The sequence below is a fragment of the Trichococcus paludicola genome (genome assembly GCF_003052295.1).
GTDB classification, from domain to species: Bacteria; Bacillota; Bacilli; order Lactobacillales; family Aerococcaceae; genus Trichococcus; species Trichococcus paludicola.
The window spans coordinates 62,388-79,591 of record NZ_QBLC01000005.1 but is presented as its reverse complement, the minus strand read 5'-3'; the positions used below and the strand labels follow the sequence as shown (position 1 = coordinate 79,591).

At 45.9% G+C, this 17,204-nt stretch carries 15 protein-coding genes; 6 read left to right on the top strand and 9 right to left on the bottom strand.

Translation table 11 applies throughout. The annotated features are described in order from the left end of the window. Together pgmB and C7R56_RS08370 are read right to left on the bottom strand one after the other, a co-directional pair. Window positions 1-666, bottom strand: a complete 666-nt coding sequence (pgmB, locus tag C7R56_RS08375) for a beta-phosphoglucomutase (protein WP_107996086.1) — start codon at window positions 664-666, stop codon at window positions 1-3. A gap of 23 nt (window positions 667-689) precedes the next feature. After that, window positions 690-2,966, bottom strand: coding sequence for a glycoside hydrolase family 65 protein (locus C7R56_RS08370; protein ID WP_107996085.1), 2,277 nt, complete (start codon window positions 2,964-2,966; stop codon window positions 690-692). A 257-nt stretch (window positions 2,967-3,223) separates the two neighbouring features. On the opposite strand from C7R56_RS08370, the gene C7R56_RS08365 reads away from it, so the two are divergent. Continuing rightward, on the top strand, window positions 3,224-4,894 hold the full coding sequence (locus tag C7R56_RS08365; protein WP_107996084.1) for a PTS transporter subunit IIBC: 1,671 nt from the start codon (window positions 3,224-3,226) through the stop codon (window positions 4,892-4,894). 15 nt (window positions 4,895-4,909) lie between these two features. Next, a complete protein-coding gene (locus tag C7R56_RS08360) occupies window positions 4,910-5,728 on the top strand; it encodes an endonuclease/exonuclease/phosphatase family protein (protein ID WP_107996083.1) in 819 nt (272 codons plus the stop codon). 163 nt (window positions 5,729-5,891) lie between these two features. Here C7R56_RS08360 and C7R56_RS08355 read toward each other — a convergent pair whose 3' ends face one another. From C7R56_RS08355 to C7R56_RS08335, 5 genes are all read right to left on the bottom strand, one after another. Then, the gene (locus C7R56_RS08355) at window positions 5,892-6,659 is read right to left on the bottom strand and encodes a MurR/RpiR family transcriptional regulator (RefSeq protein WP_107996082.1); all 768 of its coding nucleotides are present in this window, start codon (window positions 6,657-6,659) and stop codon (window positions 5,892-5,894) included. A gap of 100 nt (window positions 6,660-6,759) precedes the next feature. Continuing rightward, on the bottom strand, window positions 6,760-8,103 hold the full coding sequence (locus tag C7R56_RS08350) for a 6-phospho-alpha-glucosidase (RefSeq protein WP_107996081.1): 1,344 nt from the start codon (window positions 8,101-8,103) through the stop codon (window positions 6,760-6,762). Window positions 8,104-8,164: 61 nt separating this feature from the next. Then, a complete protein-coding gene (locus C7R56_RS08345; protein WP_107996454.1) occupies window positions 8,165-9,754 on the bottom strand; it encodes an alpha-glucoside-specific PTS transporter subunit IIBC in 1,590 nt (529 codons plus the stop codon). A 310-nt stretch (window positions 9,755-10,064) separates the two neighbouring features. Then, window positions 10,065-11,375 (bottom strand): alpha-glucosidase/alpha-galactosidase, encoded by a 1,311-nt coding sequence (gene melA / locus C7R56_RS08340; RefSeq protein WP_107996080.1) that lies wholly within the window; start codon window positions 11,373-11,375, stop codon window positions 10,065-10,067. Window positions 11,376-11,472: 97 nt separating this feature from the next. Further along, on the bottom strand, window positions 11,473-12,306 hold the full coding sequence (locus C7R56_RS08335) for an AraC family transcriptional regulator (RefSeq protein WP_107996079.1): 834 nt from the start codon (window positions 12,304-12,306) through the stop codon (window positions 11,473-11,475). Window positions 12,307-12,514: 208 nt separating this feature from the next. On the opposite strand from C7R56_RS08335, the gene C7R56_RS08330 reads away from it, so the two are divergent. Together C7R56_RS08330 and C7R56_RS08325 are read left to right on the top strand one after the other, a co-directional pair. Beyond that, complete coding sequence (locus C7R56_RS08330; RefSeq protein WP_159072207.1) at window positions 12,515-13,243, top strand: MurR/RpiR family transcriptional regulator; 729 nt, start codon at window positions 12,515-12,517, stop codon at window positions 13,241-13,243. 115 nt (window positions 13,244-13,358) lie between these two features. Further along, a complete protein-coding gene (locus C7R56_RS08325) occupies window positions 13,359-14,804 on the top strand; it encodes a glycoside hydrolase family 1 protein (RefSeq protein ID WP_107996077.1) in 1,446 nt (481 codons plus the stop codon). Between the two features lie 119 nt (window positions 14,805-14,923). On the opposite strand, the gene C7R56_RS08320 is transcribed toward C7R56_RS08325, so the two are convergent. Together C7R56_RS08320 and C7R56_RS08315 are read right to left on the bottom strand one after the other, a co-directional pair. Further along, the gene (locus tag C7R56_RS08320) at window positions 14,924-15,175 is read right to left on the bottom strand and encodes a recombinase family protein (protein WP_234402621.1); all 252 of its coding nucleotides are present in this window, start codon (window positions 15,173-15,175) and stop codon (window positions 14,924-14,926) included. Between the two features lie 177 nt (window positions 15,176-15,352). Next, window positions 15,353-15,556, bottom strand: coding sequence for a hypothetical protein (locus tag C7R56_RS08315; RefSeq protein WP_107996075.1), 204 nt, complete (start codon window positions 15,554-15,556; stop codon window positions 15,353-15,355). Window positions 15,557-15,803: 247 nt separating this feature from the next. Between C7R56_RS08315 and C7R56_RS09130 the strand changes: the two genes are divergently transcribed. Together C7R56_RS09130 and C7R56_RS08305 are read left to right on the top strand one after the other, a co-directional pair. Further along, a complete protein-coding gene (locus C7R56_RS09130; RefSeq protein ID WP_407701487.1) occupies window positions 15,804-15,947 on the top strand; it encodes a family 1 glycosylhydrolase in 144 nt (47 codons plus the stop codon). A 211-nt stretch (window positions 15,948-16,158) separates the two neighbouring features. After that, window positions 16,159-17,031, top strand: coding sequence for an SDR family oxidoreductase (locus C7R56_RS08305; RefSeq protein ID WP_107996074.1), 873 nt, complete (start codon window positions 16,159-16,161; stop codon window positions 17,029-17,031). Window positions 17,032-17,204 lie beyond the last annotated feature (173 nt).

The window sequence follows — 17,204 nt, the reverse complement described above, 5'->3', positions numbered from 1 at the left end:
TTAAATCGCCTGCTCCCAGGTATCACGCAAGACGGCAAGCGACAATGCGCTTGTGTCCGCCAACACGCGGTCGGCATGCCCCAGCACGGCTGCATCGCCGATCGCAACCGCAGTGATATTCGCGGCTTTGATGGCGTCCACTCCTGAAGCGGCATCTTCCACACCGATGCACTCGGCTGGTTGCACGCCTGCAAGCTCCGCACCGGCCAAGAAGATGTCCGGAGCCGGTTTGCCTGCAGCTACTGAAGCCGGATCGACGATGCCGTCGAAGTAGTCCTTCACCTGCAGCAACGCCAGGATGCCCGGTGCGTTCTTGCTGGCTGAGGTAATGATCGTCTTCAGACCCGCTTCGCGCAATTCTTCCAAAAGCGGCAGGATCCCTGGCAGGATGTCCGCAGGTGTCATTTCCTGGATCAATTCCAGATAATGGTCATTTTTCTTTGTGCAGAGGGCTTCTTTTTCAGCCAAAGAATACTTGTCAGCCAAGCCACCGTATGCGAGGATGCGCTCCAAAGAATCCATCCGGCTGACACCCTTCAGTTCTTCATTGAAGGCTTCGTCGACGGTGATCCCCAACTCCGCTCCGAGGTCACGCCAGGCCAAAAAATGGAACTTGGCGGTGTCGGTGATCACGCCGTCCAAATCAAACAATACTGCTTTCAACATTTCTTTCTCTCCTTTGGTGTCGCTCATACGGACACGGTCTTTTTCAGTGCGACTTTGATTTCATCTTTCAGCTGCAACTCTTCATCATAGATGCGGACAGGTAACGCTTCGCCCTTCACCAAGGTCAGGCTGACGATCTCTTCGTTCACTGCAATCAGGATCAAGCGGCCGCGGTAGTTGATGTGGAATTGGTAGTGCGTCCAGTCTTTCGGCAAGAATGGCGCAAAACGCAGACCGTCTTTGGCGCGCATGCCGGCGAAGCCTTCCGCGATCGTCAACCAGCTGCCGGTCATCGATGTGATGTGCAAGCCGTCTTCGGTATCGTTGTTATAGTTGTCCAGATCCAAGCGAGCGGTGCGGCGGTAAAGATCCACAGCTTTTTCTTCCTTGTTCAGTTCTGCCGCAAGGATGGCGTGGATGCATGGCGACAAGCTTGATTCATGCACGGTCATCGGCTCGTAGAAGTCGAAGTTGCGTTCTTTTTCTTCCATCGTGAATTCGTCACCGAACAGGTAGATCCCTTGCAGGACGTCCGCTTGCTTGATGAAGCAGGAACGTAAAATCTTGTCCCATGACCAGTGTTGGTTCAACGGCAAATCAGCCTTGTCCAGCGCGCTGACCGGTTTTAGATCCTTATCAAGGAAAGTGTCATGCTGCACGAAAACTTGGCGCTCCTCATCGTACGGGAAGTACATGTTGTCGATGATATCCTGCCATTGTTCTTTTTCGGTTGCGGTGATGCCCAACGCTTCTGCGCGTTCCGGATATTTCTCCAGGCTTTCCAAGGTATAACGCAGCACCCAGACAGCCAAGCGGTTTGTGTACCAGTTGTTGTTGATGTTGTTTTCGTACTCGTTCGGCCCGGTCACGCCATGGATCATGTAGCATTGCTTGTTCTGCGAAAAGTGTACGCGGTCCGCCCAGAAACGGCTGACGGCGCTGAGCACTTCCAGTCCTTCTTCGGCCAAGTAGCTTTCATCGCCTGTATAGGCTGTGTAATTGTAGATTGCGTAAGGGATCGCACCGTTGCGGTGGATTTCCTCAAAAGTGATTTCCCATTCATTGTGGCATTCCACGCCGGTGAAGGTCACCATCGGATACAATGCGCCCTTCAATCCTTGTTGCGCGGCATTGTGGAAAGCTCCCGGCAATTGGTTGTGGCGGTATTTCAACAGGTTGCGGGTGACTTCCGGCTCGGTGACTGCCAAGTAGAACGGCACGCCGTAAGCTTCTGTATCCCAGTAAGTAGCGCCGCCGTATTTTTCGCCGGTGAAGCCTTTCGGTCCGATGTTCAGGCGCTCATCTTCTCCATAATAAGTGGAGAACAGTTGGAACAAGTTGAAACGGATGCCTTGTTGCGCTTCATCATCCCCGCCGATTTCGACATCCGCCAATTCCCAACGCTTTGCCCACAAATTCGCTTGTTTTGCTTCCAATTCCTCAAAACTTTGGCCTGCTATTTTTGTTGCGTAGATTTCTTCGGCTTTTGCTGCAAGTTGATCCTTCGCATGATCGCGGCTCGTTGTCAGCGTCACGTATTTCTCCAATGAAAGGACTTGGCCGTTTCCCGCTTCCCCTTCGAACACTTGGGAGACGAACAACTCTTTGCTGTTGTTGCCTTTTTGATTGAAGCCTGTCGCTTTGTGGTGCATCGTTGCAGCCACGCTGAAACGTTCGATGCCGAAGTTGTTCGGGATTGTTTCGACGACCAACGTATCGTCAGTCTGTTCAACCCATTCCCAGAACATTTCATCATAGTTGGCGTCCTCGTTTTGGACATTCCCGTCCAGAGCGCTTTCGATGCGGATAGCAGCATTTTCTGAAGCTGTGATTTCCACTTTGATGGCGCAAAGCTCTTTGATGTCGATGCTCAGGAAGCGTGTGAAATGGACCGTGACTTCTTTACCGTTCTTCACTACCGTAAAGAAACGTTCCAAGCGGCCTTTTTCCATATCCAACGTCAAGGAAAAGTCTTTCACTGCATCCTTATGCAGATCGATTTCTTCCCCGTCCACAAAGATGTGCATGTACAGGAAATTCATCGCATTAATCACTTTTCCGAAATATTCCGGATAACCGTTTTTCCACCAACCAACGCGTGTTTTGTCGGGATACCAGACGCCCGCCACATAGGTGCCTTGATGGTGATCGCCCGAGTAGGCTTCCTCGAAGTTTCCGCGCATGCCCATATAGCCGTTGCCGAGGCTGGTCAAACTTTCCTGCAGGCGGCGGTTTTCTTTATCTAATTGTTTGGTTGTCACTTTCCATGGATCGATCTCAAAAATTTGTTGTGTCATCATTTGTTCCCCCTTATTTGTTCTTCCCCCTTAGTTTAAGTGCAATCGGTTGCATTGTCAATGCAAAAGTTGCATTATTATTTCCGCCGTGTTATTTTTCGGAATTTCTGCTCTTTCCTTCATCTATTCGCTGAATATCCGTCGGGAAAACCGAATTATTCTCAAATAGAACGCTTGCAAAATCTCTGGATATGTTCTATACTTCGAATCGTAAACGTTGCAATCGATTGCACTAATAAATTTTGAGAGGAGTTTTAAAAATGAAAAAAATATTTACGTTCGATTTTTGGCAAAAATTTGGTAAAGCTTTGATGGTCGTTATCGCGGTCATGCCGGCAGCTGGTTTGATGATCAGTATCGGTAAAATGATCGCTATGTTCTCGGGGGATGTCCAATTGTTGCTGACAACGGCTGGGGTTATCGAAGACCTGGGCTGGGCTGTCATCGTCAACCTGCATATCCTGTTCGCTGTCGCCATCGGGGGATCTTGGGCGAAAGAGCGTGCTGGCGGAGCCTTCGCAGCACTGCTTGCATTCATCCTGATTAACCGCACGACCGGTAAACTTTTCGGAGTGACCGCGGATATGTTGGCTACTGACGGCGCAACAACCAAAACATTGTTCGGCCAAGATATCTTGGTGAACGGCTACTTCACTAACGTTTTGGGCGCACCCGCTTTGAATATGGGCGTTTTCGTCGGCATCATCGCCGGTTTTGTCGGTGCGGTTATCTTCAATAAATACTACAACTACCGCAAACTGCCTGAAGCATTGTCCTTCTTTAACGGCAAACGCTTCGTGCCTTTCGTCGTCATCGGTGGATCCGTTGTTATTTCCCTTGTCTTGGCAATCATCTGGCCAGTCGTTCAGACCGGCATCAATAATTTTGGGATTTGGATCGCAGACTCCGCGGATACAGCACCGATCTTAGCGCCGTTCGTATACGGTACGCTGGAGCGTCTGTTGTTGCCGTTCGGTCTGCACCATATGCTGACGATTCCGATGAACTACACTTCTTTGGGCGGAACCTACACAATTTTGACGGGCGCCGCTGCAGGTTCGCAAGTGTTCGGACAAGATCCTCTATGGTTGGCTTGGGCCAGCGATTTGGTGAATTTGAACAATACTGGCGATACCGCAGGCTACAACGAGTTGCTTAGCGCATTCACTCCGGCCCGCTTTAAAGTCGGCCAAATGATCGGCGCTGCCGGCAGTTTGATGGGATTGGCATATGCAATGTACCGCAATGTCGATGCAGACAAACGTCCAAAATACAAATCTATGTTCTTCTCGGCAGCCATCGCTGTTTTCCTGACGGGCGTAACTGAGCCGCTTGAGTACATGTTCATGTTCGCTGCACCGCTACTTTACGGCGTTTACGCAGTCCTCCAAGGAGTCGCTTTTGCAATGGCCGACATCATCAGCCTGCGCGTCCACTCCTTCGGTACACTGGAATTCCTGACGCGCATCCCGATGTCCTTGAAAGCCGGCTTATGGTTGGATGTTGTCAACTACATCTGGGTGACGCTCGCTTTTGCTGTCATTATGTACTTCGTTGCCAACTTCATGATCAAACGCTTCAAATTCGCAACACCAGGCCGTTTGGGTAACTATACCGACTTCGATGGTGAAGGCGAAGAAGCTGCTCCTTCAACTGCAACAACGGCAGGCAACGCTGATGCATCCGATAACGACAAACTTGTTTGGAACATCATCGGCGCATTCGGCGGACAAGACAACATTTCTGAAGTCGATGCGTGTATGACACGTTTGCGCGTAACGGTGAAAGATGAAACACAAGTCGCGGAAGATAAAAAATGGTCCACATTGGGCGCACGCGGTGTCATCCGCAAAGGAAAAGGCATCCAAGTCGTGTACGGCCCTCAAGCAGATGTCCTGAAATCTGATATAATAGATTTATTAGGAAAATAGAAAGGTGAGGACCACATGAAACTACTGACTTTGAATACGTACAGCTGGGTTCAAACAGCAGACCCTAGCCTGTTTGAACCGCTTGTTGCCGACATCCTGGAAAACGAATATGACGCAATCGCTTTTCAGGAGGTGAATCAGCTTTCTTCCGGCCCTGCCATCAGCGAACCGGAAGGCTATCTGCCCACTCAGAATGAAATCCCGATCAAATCGGATAACTTCGCCTATTTCTTGGTAAAGGCTCTGGCGGAGAAAGGCCTTTCCTACCATTGGTCCTGGGTGCCGTGCCACCAAGGCTACTTCCGTTTCGATGAAGGAGTCGCCATCCTCAGCAAAGCGCCGATTCAGTCAGTCGATCAGGTCCAACTTTCTATAGTCAATGATTTCGAAAGCATCCACACCCGCCGTGCATTGGTCCTCGAGACCGAAGCGGCCGCTTTCGTCTCCGTCCACCTGTCCTGGTGGAAAGAGGAAGAAGAAAATCCGTTCCTGCGGGAGTGGAGTTCAGTCGAGGCAGGCGTCAAAAAGTTGCGTGGCACCAAGCCTATCTACGTGATGGGCGACGTCAACAACCCGGCCGATGTCCGCAACGAAGGCTACGACCTGATCACGAATGCCGGCTGGCAAGATGCCTATGCCGTCGCTGCAACTCGAATCGGCTCTGCAACCGTTCCGCCGGCGATCGACGGCTGGGAAGGAAACGAAGTGCCGCTGCGCATCGATTACATCTTCTCGGATCAACCGCAAGCGGTCGAAACCTACGAAGTTAAGTTTGATGGTAAGAAGTTGCCTGGCGTGTCCGACCATTATGGGGTTGCGGTAACGTACGCTTGAGCTTGATACATTTGAAAGAAAGAAGATCTACCTCGGGCGAGGTAGATCTTCTTTTTCTATTTAGTCTTGTTGGGCACGAAGGCGGGGGCGCCCTGAAATGCGGACCGAAAAGCCCGCCAAATCAATTTTGGCGGGCTAAGTCACAGCGTTACCCGCTCTGGCGTCACTGCTTGAGCAGGAGGTTTGTGTAGTCCACATATTTCCTGTACAGGCTGTCCAAAGTCAGGTGGATGGGTAGGAAGGAAACAATTTCGGTGTCACCCTGCATGACCGGGGTGCTTTGGAAATACAGATTATACTTTCCTAAAGACGCTAAGCTGTTATTGCTCAAGCTAGTGATCGAGACAATCGGAATGCCCTTCAGCTTCAAAATACCCATTTCTTTTTCGACTTCGCGGATATCGCCGCTTAACGATACTACAATCAATAAATCCGTCGGCTGGATATCGCTTTTGGATGCCATTTCCAGTTCCCTTTTGGCTTCAAGGACAACAGGATATTTACCGACAGCAATCATAGAGCGTAAGAAGTCAGCCAAAACGTTGCGCTGTCCCCAGCCGGTCCCATAACAATAAATCCGATTTGCTTCATGCAACTGTTTCAAAATGGGTGTCAATTCGGTTTGTTCAAAAATTTTCTTTGTCGCTTCAATGTCTTTGATCTGCAGACTGTAAAGATCTTGTTTTTCTCCGGTGACGTTTTTCTTGGAAATATCTTTTCGGATGCTGTATTTGAACTCACTGTACCCGCTGAATCCCAACTTTTGCGTCAAGCGCAGGATGGATGATTTCGACGTCAGCGTCTCTTTCGCCAATTCAATGATGGTCATCTCTTGGCAATTCGCCTTATTCCTGATGATATATTCAATAATGGCTTTTTCATTTTCATTCAGTTCGTTGAAGTGCTCGTTGATGATGCCTTCTAATTCCATCCCTATCCCTCCGAAAACAAAGAGTCGCCTACCAAGAGCAACTCTCTTTGGTTTGCGACTCTATTGTATCATATGAAGTGTCTGTTTCAGGAAGGAACTCTTAGTTTAGAGTTGGCCAAAACTCTGTGTTGACGGCAATGAAATCATCAAGAATGTTTTTGGCTACCCGCGCATTTGGTACGATGCGGGAAACAGTCAGTGCCTGCCATAATTTTTGGTAGGAGCCTTCTTCCCAGGCTTCCACTACCAGTTTTTCTACAGCGACTTGCTGTTCCATCAAGCCTTTTTGGAAACGAGGGATTTCACCTTGAACAAGTGGTTCCGGACCGTTCGAACCAACGATACACGGAATTTCCACCATCGCTGTCGGATCAAAATTGGAGATTGCCCCATTATTCGGCACAATCAGCAGCATGCGCTCTTTTGTATTGTAGGCAATCGCCCGAGCCAAGTCGACAATGTAAGAAGCGTGATCGTCCATTTCCAGTTCGGAATTTACCGCAGTCCCTAGTTGCGCAATGCGGTTGCATTCCCCAAAGACCATCTTCTCGCGGTGATCCATCACCTCGTTTGCGCGGGTATATTCAGGGTTGGCTTTTTCGACTTCATCTTGTGGGAATAAGTAGTACTTCAAATAAGTGTTCGGCAAGGTTTTTGGATCCAGTGGATAAACTTCTTTAGCTTTTCCGAATGTGTGCACCCAGCTTGCTTCGACTTCCTCGCTGCCCTTTCCTTCCAGTTCGGCTGGAGTGAGGTAGCCATGCTCTTTGACATGCTTTTGGATTGCAGGCATCAGATCATTGCCGTCTTTATCACGGATATCTGTCCACCATCCGAAGTGGTTCAATCCATAGTAGCGGATGGAAAGTTCTTTGCGGGATTTCATTCCAAGAATTTCCGCCATGCGATGTTCGATACCTACCGGCATGTCGCATATGTTGATGATTTTGCTGTTCGGACGCAGTTTACGCGTCGCTTCCGCTACAATCGCTGCTGGATTGGAGTAGTTCAGCATCCATGCATTCGGAGAATATTGCTCCATGTAATCCACCAATTCCAACACGCCCCCGATCGAACGCATGCCGTACGCAATCCCGCCTGGTCCACAAGTCTCTTGGCCGATGACGCCGTATTTTAATGGAATTTTTTCATCTTTTTCACGCATCGCATATTTGCCGACGCGGATATGGGCCATCACGAAATCGACATCTGTAAAGGCAGTTTCGGGATCAGTAGTTGCAACAAAAGTGATTTCAGGGGCGCGTTCTTTTAGGATAATTTCGCATGCATCCGCAATTTGCTTTTGTCTCTCCGAGTCATTGTCATAAAATTTGATTTGTCTGATCGGAAAAATCTCCAGATTCTCCAATAACATCATGATGATCCCTGGTGTAAACGTGCTGCCTCCGCCTGCGATAGCGATCGATTGTTTTTTTAATTCCATGTTTATTCTCCCTTTCTCCTGTTAACTTAAATGTATGATGATAAATCTATTGGATATGTTGTTAAATCGGCCTTTGTTCGACCAGCTGATCGAATGCTTCCCTGACTTGCGGAACATCCAGCCCCACAATCACTTGGAACGCCTTTCCATTTCTGACGAGTCCATGGGCGCCGCCTTGCTTGAATTCCGCATCCGTTGCCACCAGTGCTTCATCTGCCACTGTCACACGTAGCCTTGTCGCACAGTTGTTCACCTCGACAATGTTATCCACGCCGCCTAACGCTTCCATATAATGCGCAGCTCTCACAGAGTACGGATTGCCTGCCAGCTCGCCAGCATTTTTCTTGGCTTGCTTTTCCCGATACTCTTGTTTGCTGTACATCTTGACTTCTTCCGCATCTTCACGCCCAGGTGTTTTCAGGTCATATTTCAGAATGGCGAATCGGAACACAAAGAAGTAGATGACACTGAAAGTAAAGCCGACTGCGAATAGGGTTAGGACTGATCCAATATGATTGATCGACATCGGAATGATGAACTGCGACAGGTTTGTGATCAACCCACCACCGATATCTCCGACAACTCCGAAAGCATATACAGTCGCGCCTAAAGTTGCCGCCAATAAAGCATGAACCAAGAACAACTGCGGTGCGATGAAAAGGAACGTGAATTCGAACGGTTCCGTGATCCCGGAAAGAATGGCGGTCAACGCCGTCGGAATCAACAGTGCCAATGTTTTTTTACGCTTCTCAGGACTGGCTGTCGTATAGAAGGCAGCTGCAATCCCCAGCGGTGCGAACAGTTTGGAAACATTATGCAAAGCGAACCCACCTTCAGGGAATAACTCTTTCAAAGGCTGAGTCGACTGCGCGAATGTATTCAGGTTTTCCAACCAAGCAGCGGTCAACCCACCTTCGACTACCGCTGGCCCAAAAATGAACGGTTGGTAAATGAAGTGATGCAAGCCCGTCGGAATCAAAATCCTTTCGAGGAACACGTACAACCAAACGCCGAATGTACCGGAACTGGCCATGAATCCTTGTGCTGATCCGATACCGCTTTGGATGATTGGCCAAATCCAAGCCGTCAAAAATGCTATAGGCAGCATCAGGAAGAACCCGATAATCACGACTAGCGAAGAACCTTGGAAAATACCGATCCAATCAGGCAATTTCTTTTCAAAGTAACGATTGTGGATCCAAACAACAATAGCTGCAATCAAGATTGCGCCGATTAAATTGGTATCCAGCGTCTTTGTTCCAGCAATCATTTTCAGGCCACTGTTGCCGCCGACTTCTTGGGTGAAGTCAACATTGAACGTCGGTCCCATCAGCTGAAGAATTTTGCTTAAGAAGTTGTTGAATGTGGTATAGACAACGAACGACTCCAAAGCTGCACGAGCATTTGCTTTTTGGGCCAATCCCATAGGCAAACCAATAACGAATAATAACTCAATCTGATTAAAAACTGTCCACCCACCGGATTCAACTACCGCCCAGAAGTTTTTCCATATTGTCCCTTCCGCTGCGATTCCACCAACCAACATTTCATTTTGGAACATGATCGAAAGCGACAAGATAATCCCTGCAAAAGCGAATAATAAAACAGGTGTAAACATGGCGCCACCAAAGCGCTGCAATTTCTGCATCATCATTTTTCATCTCCTTTTGTTTTTTGAAATCCTTTTCATGTGACTACTATAGCACGGGTAAAAGAGCCCCACAATAAGATGGACCCCTTTAGGGAAAGCGTTCTCACACTGGCCTTTTTACCATTTCCCGGGAAATTTCTCAGGCCAACCACGAGCATCCGAAACATGCGAAGCCTAGTTCAAAATAAACAAAAAAAACGAAAGGAAGAGCACCAACAGGCTGCTCTTCCTTTCGTTTTTTTGTATTTCAAGATATCGAGTATGCTCTATGATGCGACGAAGCCGATTGACTGGGCGCACCTGTTTTCTCTCATTTATAAGTCGGCAGATAGTCGCCATGGGCAGCGATCAATTCATCCACCATTGCTTTTATTTCTGAAATGGACAGTTCTGAACTCGCATGAGGGTCCAACAATGCCGCTTGATAGATTTTATCTTTTTCAAGTGTCATTGCGGCTTCAACCGTCAACTCCTGGACATTGATGTTTGTTCGATTCAATGCGGCCAGTTGCGTAGGGAGGTTGCCCACATAGGTAGGTTGAACGCCATTTTTGTCCACCAAACACGGAACTTCCACACAGCAATCTTCCGGCAAGTTGGTGATCAGGCCTTTATTGAGAACATTTCCAGCAATCATCGTTGGGTTTCCGGTTGTAATCGCATCCATAATATAATAGGCATATTCGCGGCTTCTTGTGTGTTCCAGCGAACCGTTATTGACGATCTCATCTCTTTGAAGTTCCCAGCCTTCGATTTGGGTAACACATCTGCGCAAATATTCATCAATCGGGATCTGCAATTCATCAATCAATTGCGGATAATTCTTTTTGATAAAATAAGGATGGTACTCTGCATTATGCTCGCTGGATTCTGTGATGTAGTAGCCAAAATGTTTCATCAATTCAAAGCGCACAGAATCCTTATGCGGATCAGCGATTGTTGAAGCCAGATGGCGAATTTCAGGGTAGAAATCTTTCCCGTTTCGGTTAATCTCCAATAGCCAAGACATATGGTTGATGCCGGCGATTTTCCATTGGAATTCATCCAGATTGTATTGATCTTTTATCCCCAGATGTTCAAATAATTCCGGCACACAAACTTGAACACTGTGGCACAAGCCGACCGTTTTGATCTTCGTCCCTTTCAGCATGCCCATCGTCAAAATGGCCATAGGATTGGTGTAGTTCAGTAACCAGGCATCCGGACAAACCTCCTCCATATCTTTGGCAAATTCAAACATGACTGGAAGTGTGCGCAATCCTCTGAAAATACCGCCGATACCGCCAGTATCCCCGATTGTCTGCTGCAAGCCGTATTTTTTGGGAATCTCGAAATCAATCACAGTGCTCGGTTTGTATCCCCCAACTTGAATAGCATTGATGACGAAATTCGCATCTCTCAAAGCTTCTTTCCTGTCGCTGAAAGACTGTATGTTGGCGCGGTTTTGGTTCGAGTTTTTGTTGATAGCCTTAAGCATCAATTCAGATTCGTTTAATCTTTTTTCATCAATATCGTATAATGCAATCTCTGCATCTTGAAGACTCGGCGTCAACATCGCGTCCCCTAAAACATTTTTCGCAAAAATCGTGCTGCCTGCACCGATAAAACAAATTTTAACCATATCCATGCTCCTTTTTCCATTTGATGTCTCCAGTATAGTTTATTCTCACTGAAACAAAAGTGCATGATTTTAGCTGCAGGGTACAATTTTGTAGGTCTTATTTTTCAGCCTTATATTCGGTCGGCGAACTGTGAAATCTGCTCTTGAAGGCCCTCGAAAAAGAGTGCCGGTTCTCATATCCTACCGCGTTTGAGATTTCCTCAATCGACAATTCCGTCGTTTTCAACAGTTGGCTGGCTTTGTTCATGCGGTACAGGTTCAAATATTTGAGGGCGTTCAAACCCAACTCCTCTTTGATCACCTGGCTGAAATAGGAAGGGTGCAGGTACATCGATTTCGCAATTTCTTCGATCGTCAAATCCTCGCGATAATAATTATTTTCCACGTACAACAAAAAAGCTTCGCTGTATTTTGTCCTTTGGCTGACTCGGACCTCCATTTCCACACCTTCATTATGGATTTTGAAGAACGAAAAAATGTCATAGAAGAAGGCCTGATTTGCTAGTTTTTGAGAATCATCAAAAAAATCGGATTGCATAAAACCCTCGAATTTTTCCCGCAACGCTTCTTTCGTGTCGACTTGCCCGATATAGTCTTTGACTCCGATGCCATTTGTCTGCAGGATTTCTTTCACCTTTTTGCCAGAAAATCCTATCCAATAGTATTCCCAGGGATCTTCCGCATCCGCTTCATAATCGACCAGTTCATTCGGCCGGATCAGAAAAAAATCCCCCGCACCTAAGTGATGAGTTGTGTCGTTCACGGTATACCGCCCTTTTCCGCTGATTACAAAGTGCACGATATAGTTATCCCGTAACGAAGGGCCAAACCGATGCTTGCTCTGGCACTTCTCATATCCCACATTAAAAAAATAAAAATCCGAGAAATAATATTCTTTAAAAAATAGATCCTTTAATAGTTTTTCGTTCATGGCGCATCCTCTGTTGTCTGTTTATTTATCTTAACCCTAAAAGCCAGGCAACGCTGCTTTCCGATTGGACCGGCTTAGATGGTGTCATTCATCAGTCGCGTTATACACGTAGATTTTAGCACTAATCACGAATAAAAAAAGGGAATTAATGTTAAAATAATGAAGTGATTGTCCAACTAACATGAATTATTCACTTGAGGTGGGAAACGTGGAAACATTGATTTATAATCTTTTAGCATACATAAACAATTCTCTTGATAAGGATATTAACTACCATATAGCGAAAACGTTGCTCGGAAATTTTCATAAGATTGAGGGGTTTTCATTAGAAACAGCAGCAGAGGTATGTAATGTAGCCCCTTCTACAATTAATCGTTTCTGCAAAAGAATTGGTTTTAGAAATTTTTCAAACTTAAGAAATTCTGTAATTAAGCATGGGGCACCTCTTGAAAAGAACGATATTCACCTAAGTGGAGATAGGTTTATAGAGCAATTAAAGGAAAACGTGGAAATAATTGAAAATATCCCAAGGGAACAGATTGAGCGGATTGTAAAACAAATCAGCAAATCCCGTCGAGTTGTAATACTAGGTTTTGAAAAGCATCAAATCCAAGCTTTGGAGTTACAAAAAAAAATACTTCTTGCAGGGAAATTTTGTGAATGTAATACAAATATTTTTAAACAAATGGATGTTCTGGACATATTGACAGAGGAAGATATGATTATCACTATTTCTATACAGGGATACTTACTATCAGAGGAATTCCTTTTATTTGAAAAACTTAAAAGGACAAAAGGAAAGAAATTACTGATTACCTTCTCGGAGCCACATCAACATCTAGCATTATTTGATGAAATTTTACAGTGCGGAAAAATTGAAAATAGTGCTGTCAGCAGTCAAACCTTATTAAGGTTGTTTGATGTATTGTTTCATTGATCCCAATAGCAACATTCTTCGCAGCCTTAAACTGGTCTCTTTTAGACCAGTTTTTTTAGCATCACTAAATTATAATAAAATCAGAAACAAAAAAAGTCGAGAGAAGGAATATACTATGACATTTCCAAAAGGTTTTTTATGGGGTGGAGCTACGGCTGCAAACCAATTAGAAGGAGCTTACAACGAGGGGGGCAAAGGCCTTTCCATTTTTGATATGGTTCAATTTGTACCAAAAGAAGAACGTGCAAATGAAATCGAAATGGATATCAGAAGCAAAAAGGAACTTGAGGATCTTTTAGCAGGAACCGTTGGAGATAACTTCCCGAAACGTCGTGGTATCGACTTCTACCACCGTTATAAAGAAGATATTGCACTGTTTGCAGAAATGGGCTTTAAAACATTCCGTATGTCCATCTCTTGGCCTCGTATTTTTCCAAATGGTGATGAGACAGAGCCAAATGAAGAAGGACTAGCTTTCTATGACAAAGTATTCGATGAATTATTGAAATATGGAATCGAGCCACTTGTGACGTTATCACACTATGAAATTCCACTTGCTTTAGTTCAAAAATATAATGGTTGGGCAGATCGACGCGTAGTTGAATTCTTTGTTCATTATGCAGAAACGGTATTTAATCGTTACAAAGGAAAAGTGAAATACTGGTTAACGTTCAATGAAATTAATATTTCAACGCTGTCTCCATATATCGGTAGTGGTGTTCTTATAGATGAAGTAGAACACAAGGAAGAAACGGTTTATCAAGCATTACATCATCAGTTTGTAGCAAGCGCTAGAGCGGTCAAGGCATGTCATGAAATGATCCCTGATGCCATGATTGGTTGTATGCTGGCTCGTATGGAAGTATATCCAGAAACTTGCAGTCCAGATGATGTATTAGAAGCACTGAAAGAAGACCAAATGAACCTGTTCTTCACTGACGTCCAAGTTCGTGGCTATTATCCAAGTTACATGTTAAGTTATTTTGAAGAAAATGATATTAAGCTTGACATGCTTCCTGGCGATGAAGAAATATTACTGCAACATACAGTGGATTACTTATCCTTTAGTTACTACATGTCAATGGTTGCCAGCGGAGCACCTGGTAAGCAGAAGGAAAAAGGGAACTTCTTTAGTGGTGTGAAAAACCCTTATTTAGAGTCATCTGATTGGGGATGGCAAATTGATCCGAAAGGATTGCGTATTACCTTAAAGAAAATGTATGATCGCTACCAAGTACCGTTGTTTATCGTGGAAAATGGACTTGGAGCCTATGATAAAGTAGAGGAAGACGGCTCAATCAACGACGATTATCGTATTGATTATATGCGTGCACATATTGAGCAAATGAACGAAGCGATCAAAGAGGGTGTAGATCTTATTGGGTACACAAGCTGGGGTTGTATCGATTTAATTAGTGCAAGTACCTCTGAAATGTCTAAACGTTACGGTTTCATCTACGTTGATCAAGACGATTATGGCAATGGTACTTTAGAGAGAAGCAAGAAAAAATCATTTGATTGGTATAAACAGGTAATTACTACAAATGGAGAAGAACTATAGATAGAACTTAAAGGGGGGTGTCTCAAAATGAGACACCCCCCTTTGCTTATAGATACAATAGCACCTTATGTTATTCAATTAAAGCAAGTAGTACCCTTAGGAATGGTCCTTCAATAGGTTCATGGCAAGATTGATTTGTTACTGATTGAATTTCTTTGGTCGCCCTTCCCGAATAGGAGCTTAATCGTGTTCAATGCATCTTGTGTGCTCCAAGCGAAGCGATCCAACTTCGTCACAACCAGCGTGTCCCCTGTCTGGATTTCCTGAAGAAGTTTTTGAAATTCGGGACGATCACTTTTCGTTCCAGTGATTTTCTCGAAGTAGACCCAATCGCAGCGTTCCTCTTCGAGTTGACGCTGCTGTCCTTCCAGATCCTGTTGACGGATATCACGGTAGAGATGAATTCGCTTTTCTGAAAGGACACACCTATGGAACGAACCTCCGTAGCAGGATAAAAAAATAGGCGATAACTTACCCCAACTCAGGTAATTTAGCGCCTATTTTTATTATTCAGTTGGGTTTTGTCCAGCCTCTATCTGTGTATTTTTTTAAGCGTCATCATCCGAATTTAATTTCCCAATCTCTTCTGCTTCGGCATCCAATTCTGGGTCCGGATGTTGGGATTTTGGTATTTGATAGTCCCTTTCAGATTCTGCTTCTCCGGAAAGTGGATCTGGATGGGAATGGGCAGCATTTGCTGCGGCCACTTCATTTTCGTGTAATTCTTTTTCAAATTCAGGATTCTTATCCATTACGGTTCCTCCTTATGATTCATAACGTATAAAAGAATTGAGAGCGCTTGCATTATCCTTCACCCATTCTATAACAAGCAAAACGAAATAACAAATGATACGCACAGGCCCAATATCAGAAATCACTATTATTTTCGGGATTGAAATGGAAGCCTGCCTTTTTTAAACTGAATTTTTAGTAAACATTGCTCATTTTAATGTACCGATTCATCTGATCTAGGAGTATGGCAGTTGAAAAAATCGTAAACTGATAGATTGCTATTCTCGTTATGCAAGGACAGTCCTGAAAAGCTGCAAAGGTTGGGTGAAATACTGGCTGACCACCAATAAAACCAGTATCCTGCTGTATCAATCATTTGTGGGTGGCGAACCTAGTCGTTCAACATTTTAGGAAGATTGTCGGAGGATCTCACCACTCTTCGCGAACTGCCGAGAATACAAGATAAATGTCGGAGGTTCTCTACATATTCATCCCCCATTCCCTTTCTTCCTTGCCAATTTTTCATCCACACACAACTCTAAGTGTAACGGCTTTCCAAATGAAGCCGGATGCTATATCATTAGATTACAATAAATAAGTGAAGAAATCGGAGGGATTCAGCATGAAATTATTAGTAACGGGAGCAACAGGAAAGTTCGGCACAAAAGTTGTAGAGACGCTTTTGCAGACAGTACCGGCCAACCAATTGGCGGTCAGTGTCCGCGATCCAAAGAAAGCGGAAGCATTGAGCGCTCGCGGGGTGGATGTCCGCCAAGGGGACTTTGATCATCCGGAAACGTTGGACGCCGCTTTCGCAGGCGTCGATCGCATCTTGCTTGTCTCTGCGGACGGAGATAACGAAACCCGGATCCGCCAGCATGCCAACGCTGTAGCTGCGGCAGAGCGGGCCGGCGTTGGCTTCATTGCGTACACCAGCCTAGCTAAAGCTCAGGACAGCACCAACTTGTTCGCTCCGACGCATCAGGCGACGGAAAACGCCATCCTGAAAACCGGCATCCCCTATTCTTTCCTACGCAACAACTGGTACTTGGAGAATGAGGCTTCCAGCATCCAAGGCGTCCTGGCAGGCGCTCCGTGGGTGACATCCGCAGGCGACGGCAAGGTCGGATGGGCGCTGCAACAGGATTATGCGGAAGCAGCCGCTGCCGTGTTGGCCGGCAGCGGACACGAAAACACAATCTATGAGCTCTCCGGCAAGCCCTTGACTCAGGAAGAAATTGCCGCGGCTCTCGGAACCGTTTTGGAGAAAGAAGTCACCGTACTGCAGCTTGATGATGCCGCTTATGCCGAAGCGATGAGCGGTGCCGGTGTACCGGATTTCGTCATCCCTATCCTGCTCGCTATCCAAAAGAGCATCCGCGAAGGTTCGTTGGATGTCGAAAGCGAGGATTTCGAAAAACTGCTCGGCCATCCAGCCACTCCGATCAACGAGGCCTTGGCTCAAATCGTAAAGGGCTTGGCGACCGCCGGCTGATCGAACGCGCGGCGGAATGTTGATTGAAACCATGGATAAATGCGAAGTATTCATCTTTTTGCGCGCGCATGCCGTGCTAAAGATAGATTGTTCCAAAGTATTCATCTTTTCCAGCCCGAATACTGCCAAAATCATGAATAACTCCAAAGTATCCATGTTCACACGACAAAATT